Raw genomic sequence first — 16,858 nt, 5'->3', positions numbered from 1 at the left:
TAATAATGCACTACGAGTAATAATACTGTAATTTGGCTCTACAAAAGGAATTAACCAAAAATCAAAAGTTCCTGTGTAATGAGGTTGCATCAGTTTAAAATGTTCCATTTTAGCCCTCTTTTTCATTTCTGCCTTTGATAAACGATTAACTTTAAATTCTTTCTCTGTTCCTCCAGTACTTCCAAATTCTTCTGTTCTGATTTCGCCATTAATACTAACACTGGTAACCTTCACTTTTACTTTATTATCCCTTGAATCGATGTATTGAAGTTGGCCCGTTTCTATGTTATGTTGGAATGAAAAAGCACATTCAATTTCTGTGTTTTTTTTCATGTAAGGCATCGAAATATGTAATTCTAGATCAGATTCTTTAAACTTTGAATTATTTGAACTAATTTGATATTCGGATCCGGATAATTGATTTTTGAAATTACTTTCATCAATTTGAACTGTGTTACCAATTGCATTAGAAAATACGCTTTTAAAAAATATGTTTGCGCCTGTATCTTGTTGCAATTGTGAAAGAACATCAAAACCGGTCGCATCAATTATTGTAAATTTCTCATAACTCATATCGTATTCACAAACCACTCTTATTTTAGGATTTATTATTCTACACACGTGTTGTGCGATTTGTTTTACATTTGCAGGTGTGAAAGTTTTATTTGGAATATTCTTTTCTCTAAAAATAAATAATTCGTCTTCACAAATTAATTTTGCGCCCGTTTCGTCAGTTGTGACCTCTTTTATATATCCTACAAACTCTAGTCTTAACTCCTCGTCATATCCTAAAAATATTCGTATCTTCTGGCCTCTCTTAAATAATTTGTATAGTTTATTTTCGGAATCATCTAGATCACTAATTATGATGTGGTTATTAAAGTTAAAAATTGCAAAAGAAACAGTTGCTGTATCTGAAAGATTTGCAATTGTTTTTTCTATTGTAATTTCCGATACAAACGGAACTTCAACATAGCTTCCTTTTTTATCTTCTATTTCTATGTGGTGTATTAAATTATACATTTTTATTTATTTAGAATTTGATTTATTTACAATATCTCCAGACCGTTGTCGGACTTATTTTAAGAATAGAGCCTATTTGTTTTGCGGAAAACCCTTTTGCTTTTAGCTATAAGGCTTTTGTTTTAGCTATATTATTATCTTTTAGATCCTTCCAACTGTATTTTTGTTGCCATTTTTCTAGTGTCTTTTTTGGTATATCCATTAACTTACTTACCTCTTGCAAGTTTAATCCTAACAAATAATATTTGCGGGATTTATCCCTTTCGTATAAGCTGTATTTTCTTTTGTTTCTATCATTTAAATTCATTTTAAAAGCATTTTAAAATCTTTTTCAAATTTTTCTATAGATATAATTGAGTCCGGTAATGGTGTTCCTGATGGTCCAACAGCTGTGTAAACCTTTAGCTGTTTTAGTAGGTTGGTTAAATCCTGCAATAAATCAAATAAACTGGCATTGTCATTTTTTATTTTAACTTTTCCATCCGTACTGTCGATTTCTATATTTAAACCATTTTCATTAAAAATTAATTTTTCAGCTGCGTCTACTTTTATTACACATAAATTATCAACACTTCCATCAAGACTCATCAAAGTTACTTTACTACCTATTTTTGGAATTACTAAAAGATTATCCTCTTTGTTAGCGGTGCTTTTTAGTTTTATTCCTGATACTTCAAAATCCTTTCTGATCTCTACAGTACAGGTATCATTTTCTACATCCTTTACAATACCATTGATTGGAAGTTTAAAGGCATTTTTAAACCTGGGATCTCTAGCAGCTATTTCTTTAATATTCCATGCTAATTGAGCGTATTTATCCATTGTAATATTTTAATTTTGTTTAATGAAAAAAGTAACTCCACAAATGTGGAGCTACTCAATCCAAATGAAAAAAATACACAATTTAAAAAGCAGATATAATGCTTGCTAAATCGGTTTCGTAAGTTCTATTATTACCATAGCCATTGCCTTTAAATATTGCTTCTAAAGGTGCGCTAACATCATCTTTCGAACGTAATTTTTTTGTATCACAAATACTCATTAATTCATTGATTTTTAAAACTATTTCATTTGCGAGTGCCTGCGCTGTAAACTGATTTTCAGTTTCAATGTAATAGGAATATTGTTCTGTAATAGTATCAATCCAGCTTTGTTTTACCTGTAGAATTCCATTTGTAATTTCTACTTTGTTAAGTTTCCAAAGTATGTACCCATAAAATATTTATCTTTCTGTAAGTCTTCAATATCCGTTACCAGTCTATCTAATCCTTCTGGTCGATCTAGTAAATCATAGACTTTCTCCGAACTTAACTTTAAATCCCCGACATTCAAAGTTTCCCCGTGTGTAAGTTTTAGTACAAAAAATGCTTTTGGCGTGAGAAAAAAATCAGATAGGTCAGTTGTTTCCAGCGCTGGAATTATTGATAATGAATTACACCGTGAAATAAAAGGCTCAAAACCTTGTATTGTAAAAGTTATAGAGTCTTTTGCTTGATTTATGTAATAGTCGTTCTTGTAAACAAATTGTCTTTCCATTGTTATATTTTTTAAAAATTAATTTTGTTGTAAAAGCAATCCCAACAATTGGGATTGCTGTAGCCTACTGGCTTTTTAAAAGTGGTTGTGAGAAGTTTTTTATTTATCCTGTTTTGGTTCTGTAGAGATTATTTTTGCATAATCATCTGGAAAATTATTTTTGAATGCTAATTGGTCTTCCAATGATAATTTTTCTAATTCCGTAACACTTGTAACCCGTTCATTTAGAGGTTCGTATTTATCGAGGAATTCTTTCAATAATGCAGTATCATTCTTATCATTAAACAGAGCTTAATACATTTTAGGCTCACTGGTTTTTATTGTAGTTTGTTTAAGCAATGTTAACCTCGAAAATACGTGTCGTGCTCTCTCTGATATATTTACTTCTGGTTGATACCTATTAATGAAATCATTTAGAATATTAGAATCTAAAAGAATATCATTGCTGAAAATAGTTTTGTAAACATCAAGTTCGTTTTTCTGAATCTTTTTTTGTTTTTCCACTGGCAGAATTTGAAAAATTTCCTGTGCCTTTGTCTGTGTTGCTGACTTTTTGTTCATTGCCATTTTTTTAATTATTGTTTGTTCTGATTAAATGTAATATGTAGTATTTCCAAAATTTCTTTGATCTGCATAAAATGAAACACATCACCCGATGTAACCGCTAAATTTTCATCTTTATGCAGAGATTTTAAAACTGATTCATAAAACAGCGTGTCAAGTGATTTTGCAAAATCTCTAAAAGTTTCATCAGAATTTTCTGATATGCTCTGTAACTGTTTGAGTGAGTCCGGTGTAAATTGTGGCTGTGTAATCATTTTGGGAAGATTATAAGTTATTTGTTAATTTTTATGCACTGATTTTTAATAATGTATCTAAATGTCTCAGGGTTGTTTCTTTGTCTAAGCATTTTTTTACGAGTGTATCAATTGGAATAGTTCCGGAACTGTTAGCATTTGCAACCTGCTGTAATAGTTCCTGTCTAAAAGCTTTTTTATCTGCAATTCCGTTTGGTGTTATACGGATATATTCATCAGAAAAACGGCTGAATATTTCCGCAAAACCAACTTTTTTAGAATTGATTCCCTTTTCAATTTTTGCTTTTAAGCCGTCCGCTCCCATCATAAACCATCCGCAAAAACCGTCTGTAGCATTCCAGAATTCTTTCAGTTCTAAAAAGGCGGTATATTCTAGGTCTCCAGCTTCATCCAATATGATTATAGGATGATCCAATTGATTGAGGTAATATTTTAAGTTTGATTTTACATCAATGTATTTTCCTTTGTTATCCAGTCCAATAGTTTTAGCCAAAAGCTTTACAAATTGCTGTTTGCTTTTTGCCTGTGAACAATCGATATAGAAAGCATTGGAAAGCGATTTTACAATATTCTTTGCGCTACAAGTTTTGCCAATTCCGCAATCATCCACCAGAACCATAGAACTACTGTACGTCTGGCAAAAATTTAGACTATCTTCTATTTCGGTGTAAACTTTTGTTCTAACTATTTTCCAATTGGATTTGCGTGTATTTACTTCCAGTTCTCTACCTATCTGAATCCATTGACTATCTGAAATAATCTTTTCAGTTTCTCCACTTTGAAGCCTGCTGTAAATAGCTCCCGAGATTCCGTAGATTTTTGCAAATTGTGCATTAGTTCCGCCAAAGTTTGGACGGCGAATTATGACCGTCTTGATTTGAGAGACAACTACTCTATTCTTGCAATTCCAGGATATCTGGGATCCAACAAAGTGGTTGAGAAATGGGCAAAAATCTGTAACGAGAACAAAGTGATGTTGGTAACCGATTTTGCGAATCTTGATAAACCAGATGATGTTGTAGATCTTTTCCATTCAGCGAATCTTACAGGTGGAGAACTTCACAGAAGTAATGTGATTATGACAACCAACTGGCTTGTAGGACGAGGCAGAGCTGAAGAAGTGGGCGAAGAGGAAAACGTAGATCTTCCACCTTCTACTTCTATGGCAGGGAAAATTTACAAAACATTGATGTCCCAAGTTGCCGCTGGTAAAAAACACGGAAATATCAATGAAGTGGATGCTGTGAAATTTGATCTTAAGAAAAGTGAAATTTCTCAATTGGAAAAAATGGTATTGGTTCCAATGGTAAACGAGTACGGAAAAATTATGGCATTCTCAGCAAAAACATTGTTCACGGGAGACAATATCGGTTTACAAACTTATTCGGTTGTAAGAGTTTTCGATTATGTGACCAAGGTTCTACTCGACTTCCTCAACAGAAGAGCTTTTGAAAACTGGAATCCAAGAAATGAGGATGACTTGAGAAGACAAATCGTGACATTTTTGGACGGAATCAAAGGTGCCGACAAATTGATCGAAAAGTTTAAAATTGTAAGATTTGAACAAGATAAAGTCAATAAAGATCGTGTTTGGCTGGATATCAGAATGACACCTTACTTCCCAACAAAAAGTTTCGTCATCAAATTAGACGGACATAAAGGTGATGACGGTAACGAATGGGACGCTGAATATCAACAGGAATAAAATCTTAATAAATTTAACAATCAAGGGAATTTGCAACAATAAGTTATGAATTCCCTTTTTCATTTTAAAAATCTATCATGATGATAAAAGTTAATATCTTCACTCAATTTATCTTGTTAGCATTAGTAATTTCTTGTAAAAAAAAATATGAAAGACCAGATCATTTTTCGGTAGATCTTTTTGAAAATGAAAGAAATGAACAGCCGAAAAAAAACGCTAACACCGCAAGAAGCGTTGGGCAAAAGTTTAATAGTTTTAAAAACGATTGATATTGAATTGCTTAATAATTTTAAAATCGAAGATAAAAATATCAAAATTTTTAAAATCAATTCTGGCACAATCGTAAAATCCGCAAAAGATAGTATTCGGTTTCCGATCAAGATTATTTCGAATTATGACTTGAAAATTAATGATTCTAATGTAGACTCAATCGCTGTTTACCTTATCAGACCGCAATTGTACAAATTATTAGTGAAAGATATAGAGATTGATTATCAGACTTTGCCTGCTCAGATCTCTCAATAAAAATGGTAATGACGAGGTTTAAATTAAAATAAGATTGTCTAAAAGTGTAGTAATTCTACTATTGAATTTTTTGGAAGGTGGTTCTATCTTTGGTATAATAAAAGTACGAAACACACTAACACACAATACAATATATTAACAATTAAATTTTAGAAATCATGGCAAACAATTCAAGAGCCGTATTAAAATTCAACGGCGGATCAGAACAGAAAATTCTTAAACTGAATTACGGTGTATCAAGAAACACAGACGTTTCCGGTAGAGTTGCATCAGACCCTTCCAACGCATTGATTAAAATCACCGTAGAAGCGACTGAGGATTCAGGAATTTTGGAAAGTTTATTGAACGGAAAGTACAAACCAACAAGTGGTGAAGTCACTTTCAACAAATCTCACGAAGAAGGAACTTTGACAACTTTGAAATGGGACAATGGTTATGTCATCCAGCACGAGGTGGATTATGACGCTTTGAATGAAGACAATATGTTCGTAAGCTTTGTCATCAGTGCAGAAAAAATCGACTATGGCAATTCTGCTTACGATGGAATTTGGCCAGGCGCGAAATAATCAGCTGATTATTGATTCTTCCAAATATTAAAGCAATAATCCTGATGAAATCCCTTTTTGGTCATATTCATCAGGATTTTTGATTATTTAACAATCTTTTAGGTCATTATTGCATCATTATTGCTACAATTTCAAGAAGATATTGTGGATTTATAATTAATTACGGATGTAGATGAAAATTTCCATCAATTTGATTTTATCGATTTTAAATTCAATACAAAAAAGCTTTTAGAGAAAGCTGAATAGCAACATAGCTTAATCAAAGTAACAGATATTTCAATACCAAAAATCACAAAATATGGCTACTTCCAATACTCCTACCAAAAGTTTCAAACCCGACAATAGCGCCAATTCCATCTCATCAAGCCAGATATTTGGAATCAACCGATTGGTTAAACTCAATATTGTGATAGAAGGAAAAGTAATCTCACATTACAAACATTTCACGCTATCTCAGAACAGTGCTAAACATCACGAGTTCGAATTGATTCTGGCGCACGATACTTTGGGAAATCAGGAAAATCATAATCTGGAATCCAGCCAAGAGTTTTTGGGGAAAAGAATTACAATTGTTCAAAAATATAAGGACATCCAAGATAGCCCGGAAAGGACTTTTGTGGGTGTGATTACACGAGTTGGATTCAGTCAGGAAAAAGGTGGACTTCCGAATATCGTTCTGGGCGGTTTTAGTCCTACGATCTTGCTGGATGCTGCACCAACTATCCAAAGTTTTGGTGGAGAATCACCTGTAAACATGAGCATTATCGCTGCACAACTCATCAAGGAAGGTTTAGGTAGCAGCAAATATGATGTTCGTGTGGATGCGAATGATTTTTCTGAAATTCCATTCAGTGTTCAGTACAACGAAACACATTATAATTACCTCGCAAGAATGGCGGAAGCTTACGGGGAACAATTTTATTACGATGGCGAGGTTTTACATTTTGGCATGTTACCGCCACAGAATCCACCACTTAAATTAATCTATGGAAGCAATGTCAGCGATATCCGAGTAGAGCTCAAAGCAGTTCACACAAAACCCGAATTCTACGGCTACAACAGCAGCCAGAACAGCAAATTGACCTCAGGAGAAACCCCGATTAAACATAAAAGTGACTTGGCAAAAAATGCATACAGTCAAAATCAGTCTGGCATATTCACAACCAAATCCTTGCAGGTTTCGCCTATAAAAGCCGTTACAGACAAAGATGTCATTAATTCCCAAGAAAGTACAGCAGGAAGCAAAGCGGTGGAAGTTTTTACAGTGACAGGAAATATTTCCATTCCGTTTTTATATCCTGGATGTGTTGCTGATTTGGAAATGAGAAAGCCAGACAGCAATCAAACGAGTTATTTTACGAGGATAATGGTCATCGAAACTTCTCACGATGTCGATACTTTAGGAAATTATAAAGGAACTTTCAAAGCGATTGCCAGCGATACGGGATTTCTGCCAAAACCAGAGTTTACGATTCCTTCGGCACAAACTCAGATTGCAACTGTCATCAGCAATACAGATCCTCAAGCCCAAGGTAGAATCACAGTGAAATTTGATTGGCAATTACACGACACGACGAACTTCATTAGAATGATGAGTCCAGATGCTGGCGGAACAGATCAAATCACACAAAATAGAGGTTACGTAGCAATTCCAGAAGTTGGCGATCAAGTGATGGTTGGTTTTGTACACAATCATCCTGACAGACCTTTTGTAATGGGCGGAATGTTCCACGGTGGAATTGGACTTGGTGGTGGCGTTGATAACCGCGTCAAATCCATTATGACCAGAAGTGGACACAAAGTGGTTTTCACAGAAGATGAAAGCATCATTATTACAGATAAGTCAGGAAACGAAATTCATCTCGACACAACTGGAAGCAACATCAACATCACAGCTCCAGAGACGATGACTTTTAATTGTAAAAATATGAACATCAATGTCACTGAAAATATGACAACCAATATTGGACAAAATTCTTCAGAAACTATTGGTATGAATAATACTCAGAGTGTAGGAATGAATTCGACACAAAGTATTGGCGCAATGAAACTGACATCGGTTGCTGGTGACGCTAGTATGTTTATAACAGGAAAATTAACTGAAATGATAGACGGCGATGTTCACAGCGAAACTAAAATGGAAAGAACGGAAGTAAGTGAGAAATCTATGAATATTCAATCCAACGAATCAATCCACAAGCACGCTCAAAAAGAAGTTCAAAATAACAGCGGAGAGAAATCTAAAGCCAACTAAAATGAGCAGAACCAGATTTGTCAAAGGAACATACACTAAAGTGTCTCAAAACGGACACAGTATGTACTCTAATGAAAGCATCATCTCAAATGCGGTGAAATGGGTTTCGGAAGTTGGAGAAAAGCTTGGCATATCTTATGGAGCTCCTGCTAATCCTCCTCCAACCGAAATCAAAGCAAAGTGTGTGGTTCATTTTCGCAGTAAGGACGGCTGGAAAGGTGAAGATTACGGTTTTGACTGGATGAGAATTGGAGAAACATCGGTTTTTGGAGATACCAACTATGAAGATATCGTTGCAAAACAATATACAGATTCTACTCATACTACTCCTGTAACTGATATCAATGCCTACAATGGAAGTTTTCAAAAATCTCCAACTTTATATTCTAACTTAGGGAGAGTTTATGGCGTTTACAATATTCCGTGGAAAAAGAAAGCTGATGGTACAGTGGAAAAATATTATTGTTCTTGGGTTTCGTTGTATCCTTCTCAGATCAAAAATTCGAGAACTCAAAAGCGTGAATCTTCTAATTTTAAGAACACGAAAGCATTACTGTCATTGAATATCGAGGTTGATGAAGAGCCAGATACTTTAAAATTCAAAACAAACAAATTCTTCAGGATTTCGCCAATTGACATTACTGCCAAGTCAAAAGGCAAACATACTCTCAAAGACTTTGTAACGATAGAATGTCTGGAAGAATTTGCAACAGATCAGGTTATAGAAGTGATTGCTACCAAAAAAAATGCGGCTGGTGCAGAAGTTTCTGAAGTAGCAGGACGATTGAAAGTCTGGGCAAATCACAATCCAAGAAGAAAAAAAACCAAATTTCTGATTATTGAATTAAAAACAAATATATCTGGAATACCAGGCAGTGAAATCAAAGGAAATTCTACTGGACAAAAGGAATTATTTGAGAACTATTTGAGACAAGCTTTGATAGAGGCAACTGTAGAAACAGAAATTGTAGATATGTCTGGTGATATCCATTTTCAACCAAACGGAAGATATGTTGCAGGCGGACAGATTGCAGCCTATTATTCATCAGGATCCCATACTCCTGCTGGATTTATAAGTTTACAAGAATACGTGTACAGTGAATTAAAAAAAATATTAAAATCCAAAAAGATCACTGAAACGAAATACGACAATCATTATATTGCAGTGTATCTACCTGAACCAGGTGGAAGCGTTGATGCTTCTGGAAATATCAACGGATTAAATGGCTACAGTTCCGGAAAATTTGTTGTTTTATTTCCAACTAAAAATGATCAAACTGCAGCGCACGAGTTCTTACATAGCTTCGAGCTGCCTCATAGTTTTACCAATTCTGAAGCGGATAATAAGGCTGAATATACTTACGAGTACGCTAAAACAGAAAACATAATGGATTATTCCCATCATATTCCGCAAAATCGATTTAACCTCTGGAAATGGCAATGGATGATTGCTAATAACAATGTAAAATAAATGTATGAAAAAGCTATTTCTTCTGATTAACTTACTAATTGTAATTTCCTGTCATTCACAAAAAAAAAATATTATGAGACCTAAAATAGATGATAAAATAGAGAGCTTGGACACCATTTTACTTGATCATATTGATAAATTGGAAAACTATAGTAAGAAAACAGATTCTGGCTATATACAAATTATGCGAAATCAAACTAACATCTCATATCAGTTTACCCCAAATGATTCTTTATATAAAATTGTGAAAATTTATTATCTTAATTATATGATCTACAATAAGGGTCTCACCCTCAATTTACCCTGGACTACGTTTCCGTTAGGAATTTGGTATGAATTTGACAAAGATGGAAAACTTGTTAAAAAAATAAATTATGATGAACCTTACAAATTTACATTTGATGAGGTTTTGGCATTCTGTAAAGCAGAAAACATAAAACTTTCCAAAGGACCTGTATTACAGGGTACAGGTTTTCATACCACTATCAGAAGAAGAATAGAAAAAGAAAAACCAATCTGGGAAATACAATGGAAAAAGAAACCTGATGTTTTGGAAACAATTATTTTGGATGGCGTTTCAGGTAAAGTTTTATCGAAAAGAGAATCACAATATGTTAATAATTAAGTTTTAATATGATTCATTAACAGAAATGTGATACAGCAAAAACCAAGTAACAATGAGCAGAACCAGAATTGTAAAGGGCACTTATACCAAGATTTCTCAGGAAGGGCATAGCATGTACTCCAATGCCAATATTATCACCACTGCAGGAGCTTCTATAACAGAAACGGGGGTGAGTAATGGAGTTACCTATGGTGATCCGAAAAAGCCTGCTGCTATAGAAGGAGATTATATTATTGATGGAGAATGGCTGGATAAAGATGGAAAGCCCATCGATACGAGTAAAACTCCCCACGCAAGAATTGGAAATACCGTTTTTTTCAGGGTGAAAACAAAAAATATTCCTGAAAACACACCTTTAAGCTTTGAACTTTGGGAAAGTGATGGGATTAGTATCCGTACGGTTTTAGGAACTGTTTTCGATAGCCGTATGTTTGATGATTTTGTTCCTCTTGAAGGAAAAGAATCCGGATCTAAGGCGGTAACAGCCAATATAGACAAAGATGGAAATGCTATATTCAGTATTGATCTTACTGAATATTTTGAACAGTATATTGAAGAAGATACCGGTTCCTATATTGAGCTTTATTTTATTGCGAGATATATTGGACATGATATGGCTTACCTGCCAAGAGATAACAGTAAATATCTCCAGGTAGGATATTCTGACAGAACCTTATTTATACAGTCAGCAGTAGGAGACGAGAAGTATGGTCTTCCTGAATTCAGATCTGCAGACGGAGACATCATGATCTTTAGTGGTGGCGTTGAAAGTCTTGATAATCTGGCAAGTGCACAGAATATTAAAAAAGAAGAAGACTCTACAGCATTTGACAGGGTAAAAGATAAGATCAAGGACGAAATAGAAGGAAAGATCAAAGACAAAGCTGAAGAAATGGCCGGTAAGGGTCTTGACAAGCTACAGAAAACCATTGCTGTTCACCAATTGAAGAAAGGGAAACTGGGCATGAACAACGGACAGGTGAGAACCAGCAGAAGACTGTATACCACAACCCAGTTTGATAACCTGGGTGAAGAATATACAGTAACAAGAGCTTCCAACTTCGGGTATGTAAGCAACGGTGAACGAGTGACTTCAAAAGGGATCAGCCAGCTAGACTTTTTTAAAGAAACGAATGTTTACAGTAAAGTAGCCAAAGTTGGAAAAAATGCCTTAGATTGCCTTGCCTTTCTGGATCTTGCCAAATACATTTCCGGTAACGGAGAACTGCCATCAATCCCCAGCCCGGTTCCGGGACTAGACTTTGTAATTGATATTATGGTTACAGAGACAAAGGAAAGAATGAAAGAAATGTGGGATGAAGCTGTGGAAGCTGTGTTAGAGAAAGCGAAAGATATGGGAATTAAGGGAGTTAACGAACTTAAATATACTCTAGCAGGAAGAGATAAAGGTTATGATACCACAGAAATAACTCAAGATATTTTAGAAAAATTATTAAAAGGAGAAATACGTACATTAGCTCAATTAAGAAAATTAAAGGATAAAGAGAGAGAAGAGAGAAGTAAAAAAGATATGATCAATAGTCAATCATCTTCTAAATATACGCTTCTACATTATAGAGAAGAAGATACTAGAATTGGAGATTTTGTTGATGTTATTGATTGTATATTTATTTAATATTATTTTATGGAAAAAATTATAACTATAGGAGTGTTCTTAATATTACTTTCTTGTGGCTCTAATACAGAGTATTTAAAAGAGGTAAATTCTGAGAAAATGGTAAAAATGATTAATGAATCATCTGCTAACAATTCAGACAGCTTAAATATCCTTATTCCACTAGAATTTCAATTACCTTCTGATAGAGCGAAAATTAAAAGGATGCAGTTGTATTATATGGTGGATGGTAAAATACAAAATCAGATTGATGATTATGTTGTAATGAACGGAGAGACAGATAGGAAGATTTATGGAATAGAGGAGTTGAAAATCTATCCAAAAAGTATTTATTTTTTACAGCGAAATTTCTTTATCTCTAAAGAATATGGAAATAGAATATTAAAAAAATATAATAAAAAAAATGTTGCGGATATTCAATCTGGCGATACTATCAATGTAACTTCTTACCAGCAATTTCGGAAGGATTTTCCAGAATTTGTACAAGTCTTGAGAAAGAAAACAGATTCTGCTTTTTTCAGAATTAATATAGATAAGGAGTTGATTAGAGATGAGAAAAAAATCAAATGGTAAGGTTGTACATTATAAACCAACGTAGATTATGAAAAATCCTTCAGGAATATTACTCAAATTGCTAATTATATTTGTTTTATCGAATGTATTCATTACGTTGTATTTTATATTGTTTTTCAGCAGTTCATCAGAATCTATCAATCTTACAGTAATCTTCAAAATCATAAAACAATTTGGACTCATTATCAGTATTCCTACAACTATTCTATTTTTTATGATTGATTTTCTGATACAAAGAATAAAAACAAAATGGATTCTTTATCTCACAAGATGTATTGTTTTTGTAGTTTTGATGTATCTCGTCAATCTATTTTTTTCATTATTTTTGATATCGAGTGCTTTGCTGGATAATCCTTTGATCAATAAATAGTTCTATTCCTGAAAATAATTAATAAAGATGAAAAAATTACTTCCGCATATTTTATTTTTATTTTCTTTTAATACAAGCGTTTTCTCACAAAGTATTAAAAATAAAGACACTTTTACCGAAATCGTAGCACAAGAAGAAGGCGATCTGAATAATGATAAAAAGCCAGATAAAGTAATTTTAGAGATGGATGTAAAAAGTGACACAAGACCTTTGCGAGTGCAAATATTCTTGTCTCAGCCTAACATCAAAACATCAAAACTAATTGTTTCTTCTACAAAAATCATTGAAAGTCAATATCCTAAAAATAGAAACGGACAGCACAACGGCAATCCAATTCCAGATTTTTTCATAGAAGATGGTAATCTGCAAATGTTGACTGATATTAATGATCTAAAAAGCCGATATACTTTCAAATTCCAAAATGGAAATTTTGAATTGATTAAAATTTCAAGAGTAATTTGGGATGGAAAAAACAAAACTTCCGAAACTGAAATCGATCTTGTAAAAGGTATTAAAATAGAATTTGATCAAGAATTGGGATCAGACAAGATATTGAATAAAAAACAGAAATCTGTAAAATTTAAATTATTGCCAAAAATTCAGGATTTAACATTTTCGCAACTCGAAACATATTAGATCTTTTTCTTATCGACTATTTTTTAAGATACTGTTGCAAATAGTAATTAATTATTACTTCTTCCATCGGTGCTCTTTTCTGTAATTAAAAACTTAGCCCATCTGCTTTCAAAGAAAAATAGAAATAAATAGTATAAAAAACCAAATAGAAATATCTCGTTTTTAAGACCAATCCAAGAACTTACTAATGCTGAAATGAATAGTAAAATGAAACTGGCGATTAGCAGAAAAATTCTTGATGAATCTTGTTTGTTTTCTACGTTTTTATAGAGCAATCTATTTTTCAAAGGCTCTAAAACACCTATGAATATTGGTAGTGAGAAATAAATATCCTTGGATATAAATAAAACTCCAACAGGAACTAATATTAATGCGATTACAAAAATAGTGGGAAACAGTTTGGAATATCCTTTTTCATTAACCCATAAGCTCCAAAAAAATAAACTACAAAACCATAAAAGATACATAAAAGGAATATATGCAACCATTTGCAAATTAAGAACTTTGGCTTCATCACCCAGAAAGAAACATTGCTTCAAATATAAAATAGAAAGCAAAATATTCATCCAAGGAAGAGTGTTTCGCAATAGATTAATCCCCATCCTATCTTATAATTTCCAACGCTGCATTCTTATCTTTTTTGTGGAAAGACACCATTTCTGTAAAACCATATTCATCTTTATTCACGGATTCAAAAACAAATCCTGGCGGCTGATGTTTTGTTTGTAGAGATACAAGTCTGTTATCTCCGTAAAAAACCATTTGATACAAATCCCAAACTATAGATTCTAATTTTTCTGGTAATCCTAGAAATTTAGAATCTTTGTAATCGCTCATTTCCTCCTGAGTAAGATAAAAACTTTTGCTATGTTCCTCCATCCTGGCATTGTATAATTTCTCATACTCCAGCTCTTTTCTACCATTATAGATAGAAGTTATTTTGGTAAGATAGGTTTTTATTTCCTGTAACAATTGGTTTTTATCCAATTCTTTAAGATCCAAAGAATTGGACCATCCTATATTATGATAAGGAACTTCTGCCTCAAAATAATTTTTATGGATAATAATAGGAAGTGGTTTTTTTCTAAAATCCTCCCTCATTGGTAAAGTATAAACCAATTCTCTTCCAGACGCTTCCATGTTGGCCTCTTTTACAAATACCTTGATTTCATAACGGGCATATTTGGAAATACTGGTTTCTCTTTTTGGTGCAATAATCCTCACTTCCAAAGCCTGCTTTCCACTTTTAAAAATAGCATCATTAATGGGATAATCCACAGTCATTCCCCCATTTTCATAATTACAGAAAATAGGCAAATCATTGACCAAAACTTCTATATAACAATTCGCAGTCTTTATCTCCAACTGGTAAAATGGTTCCGAAATAGTTTTCATATTTAGTACTATTTTTTTTGAAAATGTTTGTCGTTGTAAACAGCAAAATCTAAATCGCTTTTAACAATATCTTGATCAGAATTTTTTATAAATGCCTCATTGTAATAATTCAGTTTAACATAAGTGTTATATTTTACAACGCTCTTTCCATCGATCATTTCTTCTTCTTTACTGGCCTTATTGGATCTTACCAATTGGGTAATTTGTTTATCCGAAATCCATTGATAGACAGTCAAATCACCTTCCATCTTGTTCTGAACCATTTTCAACGATTTATTTTGAGCCTGAAGATAGGTAATAAACTGATCTATCTTTTTAGCATCACCTTCAAAAAAGTCAGTTGCCTTATAAGCTAGCATTTTTTTATCTGGCGTTGTCAAAATACTTAAGCCTGTAAAAGAAAACTCATTATTATAATTCAACAATTTGTCTCCTAAAATCTCGTTTTGTTGATTTTCAAAATTATATTTGTACAGCTTAACTACATCATTTTTAGTGAGTTGATCAGCATCTTTTTCTTCGTTATTCTGATTAACCAATGCGGTTTTAAAAATCTCTGTTTTGGAGGATAATACATCAATATTCTCTTTAAAAGTCATTTTACCGAGATCAAAGCTGCCACAATCTTTGCAGATATACATTGGATTTTTTGTTTGTGATTGGGTACAAGAAATAAGTACTAAGAGTAGAAAAGCAATTGTTAATTTATTTTTCATGGTATTTATTATATTTCTTTAAAACTTCAAAAAGGCTCAGATTATTTTTACTAAAAACTAATTTAACAAGAGAGAAACTATGTTTATCCGATACTTCTTTCCAGAAAAGACTTTTATCAAGGTCTGGAGGAATCACGGTTTTGGGAAGATTACTTTTGATTTCATTAAGGATGATCAAAAGATCTTCGTTGGACTGACTGATATTAATCGTTCTTTTGTTCTGATGGAATAACAAAAAAATCTGAAACAGTATTCTATGAATCAGGTTATTCCCTGCATTTTCATATTTTACAGATTGGCTCAGAAAAATATCCATCTCGTGATCATACACCTCGTTCACATGTTTTATAATAATGTCATCAATATGTTGATAGGAGATAATCTCTCTGACCCTGATAATTTTTGATTCTATTATTAGATTTCCATTTTTGGAATATACAAGGATATCTTCTCCGCCTTTCATTATTCATTTTTTGTATAAACTTTCTCTGGACCATATATCTGTTCGGGACCTTTTATCAGGAACTTTTCTTTGAAGGTCATTTTAGCCAAATCAAAACTGCCACAATCTTTACAGATATAATCCGGATTTTTCTGAGCTTGAGACTCTGAAAAAGAGCTGAGAATTAAAAGCAAACCAAAAACTAAAATTTTTGTTGTCATCTTCTGATAAGTTTTAATCAAGATACTTTGTTAATTTAATTATAAAACAATATTAGAAAACCTAAACAACAAAATCTGCTCATATTTTTTCATTTATCTAACCCGTAGTGCATTATAAAAAAGGTTACTCATAATACGAAAATTTCGTATATTGTATTGACTACCAATCTAATACATTATGAATAACCTAGATGCAATTTACGATTTTATTTTAAAGGAATTAAGAAAATTAACAATCAAAGAAAATTTTTATTTTAAACCAATTAAACCAGAATTATCTGATTTAGAGCTCATTGCAATAAATATATCTGCGGAATATTTATCGATAGATTCAGACTATCAGTTG

22 protein-coding genes and 1 pseudogene are annotated in these 16,858 nt (G+C 32.9%); 9 read left to right on the top strand and 14 right to left on the bottom strand.

The window, feature by feature from the left end; translation table 11 throughout:
- From AXA65_RS06900 to AXA65_RS06870, 9 genes are all read right to left on the bottom strand, one after another.
- Nucleotides 1-1,023: hypothetical protein (locus AXA65_RS06900; protein WP_063969390.1), on the bottom strand; the 1,023-nt coding region annotated here is incomplete at its 3' end.
- Nucleotides 1,024-1,129: 106 nt separating this feature from the next.
- Nucleotides 1,130-1,330 (bottom strand): terminase gpP N-terminus-related DNA-binding protein, encoded by a 201-nt coding sequence (locus AXA65_RS06895; protein ID WP_063969389.1) that lies wholly within the window; start codon nucleotides 1,328-1,330, stop codon nucleotides 1,130-1,132.
- Nucleotides 1,327-1,845, bottom strand: a complete 519-nt coding sequence (locus tag AXA65_RS06890; RefSeq protein WP_063969388.1) for a hypothetical protein — start codon at nucleotides 1,843-1,845, stop codon at nucleotides 1,327-1,329. Before AXA65_RS06890 ends, AXA65_RS06895 begins: the two co-directional genes overlap by 4 nt.
- Before the next feature lie 82 nt (nucleotides 1,846-1,927).
- Nucleotides 1,928-2,065: a hypothetical protein gene (locus tag AXA65_RS19855; RefSeq protein WP_165596573.1), complete on the bottom strand. Its 138-nt coding sequence runs from the start codon at nucleotides 2,063-2,065 to the stop codon at nucleotides 1,928-1,930.
- A 140-nt stretch (nucleotides 2,066-2,205) separates the two neighbouring features.
- The gene (locus AXA65_RS06885; RefSeq protein WP_063969387.1) at nucleotides 2,206-2,559 is read right to left on the bottom strand and encodes a hypothetical protein; all 354 of its coding nucleotides are present in this window, start codon (nucleotides 2,557-2,559) and stop codon (nucleotides 2,206-2,208) included.
- 99 nt (nucleotides 2,560-2,658) lie between these two features.
- A complete protein-coding gene (locus tag AXA65_RS19850) occupies nucleotides 2,659-2,817 on the bottom strand; it encodes a hypothetical protein (RefSeq protein WP_165596572.1) in 159 nt (52 codons plus the stop codon).
- Between the two features lie 33 nt (nucleotides 2,818-2,850).
- Nucleotides 2,851-3,126 carry a hypothetical protein gene (locus AXA65_RS06880; protein ID WP_063969386.1) on the bottom strand — a complete coding sequence of 92 codons (276 nt, stop codon included), beginning with the start codon at nucleotides 3,124-3,126 and terminating at the stop codon, nucleotides 2,851-2,853.
- Between the two features lie 8 nt (nucleotides 3,127-3,134).
- A complete protein-coding gene (locus AXA65_RS06875; protein WP_063969385.1) occupies nucleotides 3,135-3,377 on the bottom strand; it encodes a hypothetical protein in 243 nt (80 codons plus the stop codon).
- Nucleotides 3,378-3,408: 31 nt separating this feature from the next.
- Nucleotides 3,409-3,996: an ATP-binding protein gene (locus AXA65_RS06870; RefSeq protein ID WP_086048101.1), complete on the bottom strand. Its 588-nt coding sequence runs from the start codon at nucleotides 3,994-3,996 to the stop codon at nucleotides 3,409-3,411.
- 240 nt (nucleotides 3,997-4,236) lie between these two features.
- Here AXA65_RS06870 and AXA65_RS06865 point away from each other — a divergent pair.
- The 9 genes and pseudogenes from AXA65_RS06865 to AXA65_RS06820 form a co-directional block, all read left to right on the top strand.
- Nucleotides 4,237-5,082, top strand: a pseudogene (locus AXA65_RS06865) (type VI secretion system contractile sheath protein TssC); the annotation flags it as partial.
- A 195-nt stretch (nucleotides 5,083-5,277) separates the two neighbouring features.
- The gene (locus AXA65_RS06860; protein WP_131797784.1) at nucleotides 5,278-5,607 is read left to right on the top strand and encodes a hypothetical protein; all 330 of its coding nucleotides are present in this window, start codon (nucleotides 5,278-5,280) and stop codon (nucleotides 5,605-5,607) included.
- A 158-nt stretch (nucleotides 5,608-5,765) separates the two neighbouring features.
- Nucleotides 5,766-6,173 (top strand): type VI secretion system tube protein TssD, encoded by a 408-nt coding sequence (gene tssD, locus AXA65_RS06855; RefSeq protein WP_063969383.1) that lies wholly within the window; start codon nucleotides 5,766-5,768, stop codon nucleotides 6,171-6,173.
- Between the two features lie 298 nt (nucleotides 6,174-6,471).
- Nucleotides 6,472-8,427, top strand: coding sequence for a type VI secretion system Vgr family protein (locus AXA65_RS06850; RefSeq protein ID WP_063969382.1), 1,956 nt, complete (start codon nucleotides 6,472-6,474; stop codon nucleotides 8,425-8,427).
- A 1-nt stretch (nucleotide 8,428) separates the two neighbouring features.
- The gene (locus AXA65_RS06845; RefSeq protein ID WP_063969381.1) at nucleotides 8,429-9,898 is read left to right on the top strand and encodes a reprolysin-like metallopeptidase; all 1,470 of its coding nucleotides are present in this window, start codon (nucleotides 8,429-8,431) and stop codon (nucleotides 9,896-9,898) included.
- A gap of 4 nt (nucleotides 9,899-9,902) precedes the next feature.
- Entirely contained in the window at nucleotides 9,903-10,523 is a 621-nt protein-coding gene (locus AXA65_RS06840; protein WP_131797783.1) for a hypothetical protein, read from the top strand.
- 52 nt (nucleotides 10,524-10,575) lie between these two features.
- On the top strand, nucleotides 10,576-12,159 hold the full coding sequence (locus AXA65_RS06835; protein WP_063969379.1) for a hypothetical protein: 1,584 nt from the start codon (nucleotides 10,576-10,578) through the stop codon (nucleotides 12,157-12,159).
- Between the two features lie 9 nt (nucleotides 12,160-12,168).
- On the top strand, nucleotides 12,169-12,732 hold the full coding sequence (locus tag AXA65_RS06830) for a hypothetical protein (protein WP_131797782.1): 564 nt from the start codon (nucleotides 12,169-12,171) through the stop codon (nucleotides 12,730-12,732).
- A gap of 397 nt (nucleotides 12,733-13,129) precedes the next feature.
- A complete protein-coding gene (locus tag AXA65_RS06820) occupies nucleotides 13,130-13,738 on the top strand; it encodes a hypothetical protein (protein WP_063969376.1) in 609 nt (202 codons plus the stop codon).
- 47 nt (nucleotides 13,739-13,785) lie between these two features.
- Here AXA65_RS06820 and AXA65_RS06815 read toward each other — a convergent pair whose 3' ends face one another.
- The 5 genes from AXA65_RS06815 to AXA65_RS06795 are packed head-to-tail and all read right to left on the bottom strand — an operon-like array spanning nucleotide 13,786 to nucleotide 16,512.
- On the bottom strand, nucleotides 13,786-14,340 hold the full coding sequence (locus AXA65_RS06815; RefSeq protein WP_063969375.1) for a hypothetical protein: 555 nt from the start codon (nucleotides 14,338-14,340) through the stop codon (nucleotides 13,786-13,788).
- A gap of 1 nt (nucleotide 14,341) precedes the next feature.
- Nucleotides 14,342-15,133 carry a hypothetical protein gene (locus AXA65_RS06810; RefSeq protein WP_063969374.1) on the bottom strand — a complete coding sequence of 264 codons (792 nt, stop codon included), beginning with the start codon at nucleotides 15,131-15,133 and terminating at the stop codon, nucleotides 14,342-14,344.
- 8 nt (nucleotides 15,134-15,141) lie between these two features.
- A complete protein-coding gene (locus AXA65_RS20020; RefSeq protein WP_063969373.1) occupies nucleotides 15,142-15,849 on the bottom strand; it encodes a hypothetical protein in 708 nt (235 codons plus the stop codon).
- Nucleotides 15,839-16,312, bottom strand: a complete 474-nt coding sequence (locus tag AXA65_RS06800) for a hypothetical protein (protein WP_063969372.1) — start codon at nucleotides 16,310-16,312, stop codon at nucleotides 15,839-15,841. Before AXA65_RS06800 ends, AXA65_RS20020 begins: the two co-directional genes overlap by 11 nt.
- Nucleotides 16,312-16,512 (bottom strand): hypothetical protein, encoded by a 201-nt coding sequence (locus tag AXA65_RS06795; RefSeq protein WP_131797781.1) that lies wholly within the window; start codon nucleotides 16,510-16,512, stop codon nucleotides 16,312-16,314. The genes AXA65_RS06800 and AXA65_RS06795 overlap by 1 nt, the downstream gene beginning before the upstream one ends.
- Nucleotides 16,513-16,858: the final 346 nt, after the last annotated feature.

Origin of the sequence: Chryseobacterium sp. FP211-J200 (genome assembly GCF_001643375.1) — a bacterium.
Lineage (GTDB): Bacteria > Bacteroidota > Bacteroidia > Flavobacteriales > Weeksellaceae > Epilithonimonas > Epilithonimonas ginsengisoli.
Note: the sequence above shows the minus strand (reverse complement) of the source record. Positions and strands in the feature narration are given on the sequence as shown.

Coding starts and splice junctions, on each gene's coding strand:
- AXA65_RS06870 (WP_086048101.1), bottom strand. CDS start 3,996: ATGGTTCTGGTGGATGATTGCGGAATTGGCAAAACTTGTAGCGCAAAG.
- AXA65_RS06895 (WP_063969389.1), bottom strand. CDS start 1,330: ATGAATTTAAATGATAGAAACAAAAGAAAATACAGCTTATACGAAAGG.
- AXA65_RS06875 (WP_063969385.1), bottom strand. CDS start 3,377: ATGATTACACAGCCACAATTTACACCGGACTCACTCAAACAGTTACAG.
- AXA65_RS06795 (WP_131797781.1), bottom strand. CDS start 16,512: ATGACAACAAAAATTTTAGTTTTTGGTTTGCTTTTAATTCTCAGCTCT.
- AXA65_RS06885 (WP_063969387.1), bottom strand. CDS start 2,559: ATGGAAAGACAATTTGTTTACAAGAACGACTATTACATAAATCAAGCA.
- AXA65_RS19855 (WP_165596573.1), bottom strand. CDS start 2,065: ATGAGTATTTGTGATACAAAAAAATTACGTTCGAAAGATGATGTTAGC.
- AXA65_RS06800 (WP_063969372.1), bottom strand. CDS start 16,312: ATGAAAGGCGGAGAAGATATCCTTGTATATTCCAAAAATGGAAATCTA.
- AXA65_RS06820 (WP_063969376.1), top strand. CDS start 13,130: ATGAAAAAATTACTTCCGCATATTTTATTTTTATTTTCTTTTAATACA.
- AXA65_RS06890 (WP_063969388.1), bottom strand. CDS start 1,845: ATGGATAAATACGCTCAATTAGCATGGAATATTAAAGAAATAGCTGCT.
- AXA65_RS06845 (WP_063969381.1), top strand. CDS start 8,429: ATGAGCAGAACCAGATTTGTCAAAGGAACATACACTAAAGTGTCTCAA.
- AXA65_RS06835 (WP_063969379.1), top strand. CDS start 10,576: ATGAGCAGAACCAGAATTGTAAAGGGCACTTATACCAAGATTTCTCAG.
- AXA65_RS06860 (WP_131797784.1), top strand. CDS start 5,278: ATGAACAGCCGAAAAAAAACGCTAACACCGCAAGAAGCGTTGGGCAAA.
- AXA65_RS06815 (WP_063969375.1), bottom strand. CDS start 14,340: ATGGGGATTAATCTATTGCGAAACACTCTTCCTTGGATGAATATTTTG.
- AXA65_RS06850 (WP_063969382.1), top strand. CDS start 6,472: ATGGCTACTTCCAATACTCCTACCAAAAGTTTCAAACCCGACAATAGC.
- AXA65_RS06880 (WP_063969386.1), bottom strand. CDS start 3,126: ATGGCAATGAACAAAAAGTCAGCAACACAGACAAAGGCACAGGAAATT.
- AXA65_RS06810 (WP_063969374.1), bottom strand. CDS start 15,133: ATGAAAACTATTTCGGAACCATTTTACCAGTTGGAGATAAAGACTGCG.
- tssD (WP_063969383.1), top strand. CDS start 5,766: ATGGCAAACAATTCAAGAGCCGTATTAAAATTCAACGGCGGATCAGAA.
- AXA65_RS06830 (WP_131797782.1), top strand. CDS start 12,169: ATGGAAAAAATTATAACTATAGGAGTGTTCTTAATATTACTTTCTTGT.
- AXA65_RS06840 (WP_131797783.1), top strand. CDS start 9,903: ATGAAAAAGCTATTTCTTCTGATTAACTTACTAATTGTAATTTCCTGT.
- AXA65_RS20020 (WP_063969373.1), bottom strand. CDS start 15,849: ATGAAAAATAAATTAACAATTGCTTTTCTACTCTTAGTACTTATTTCT.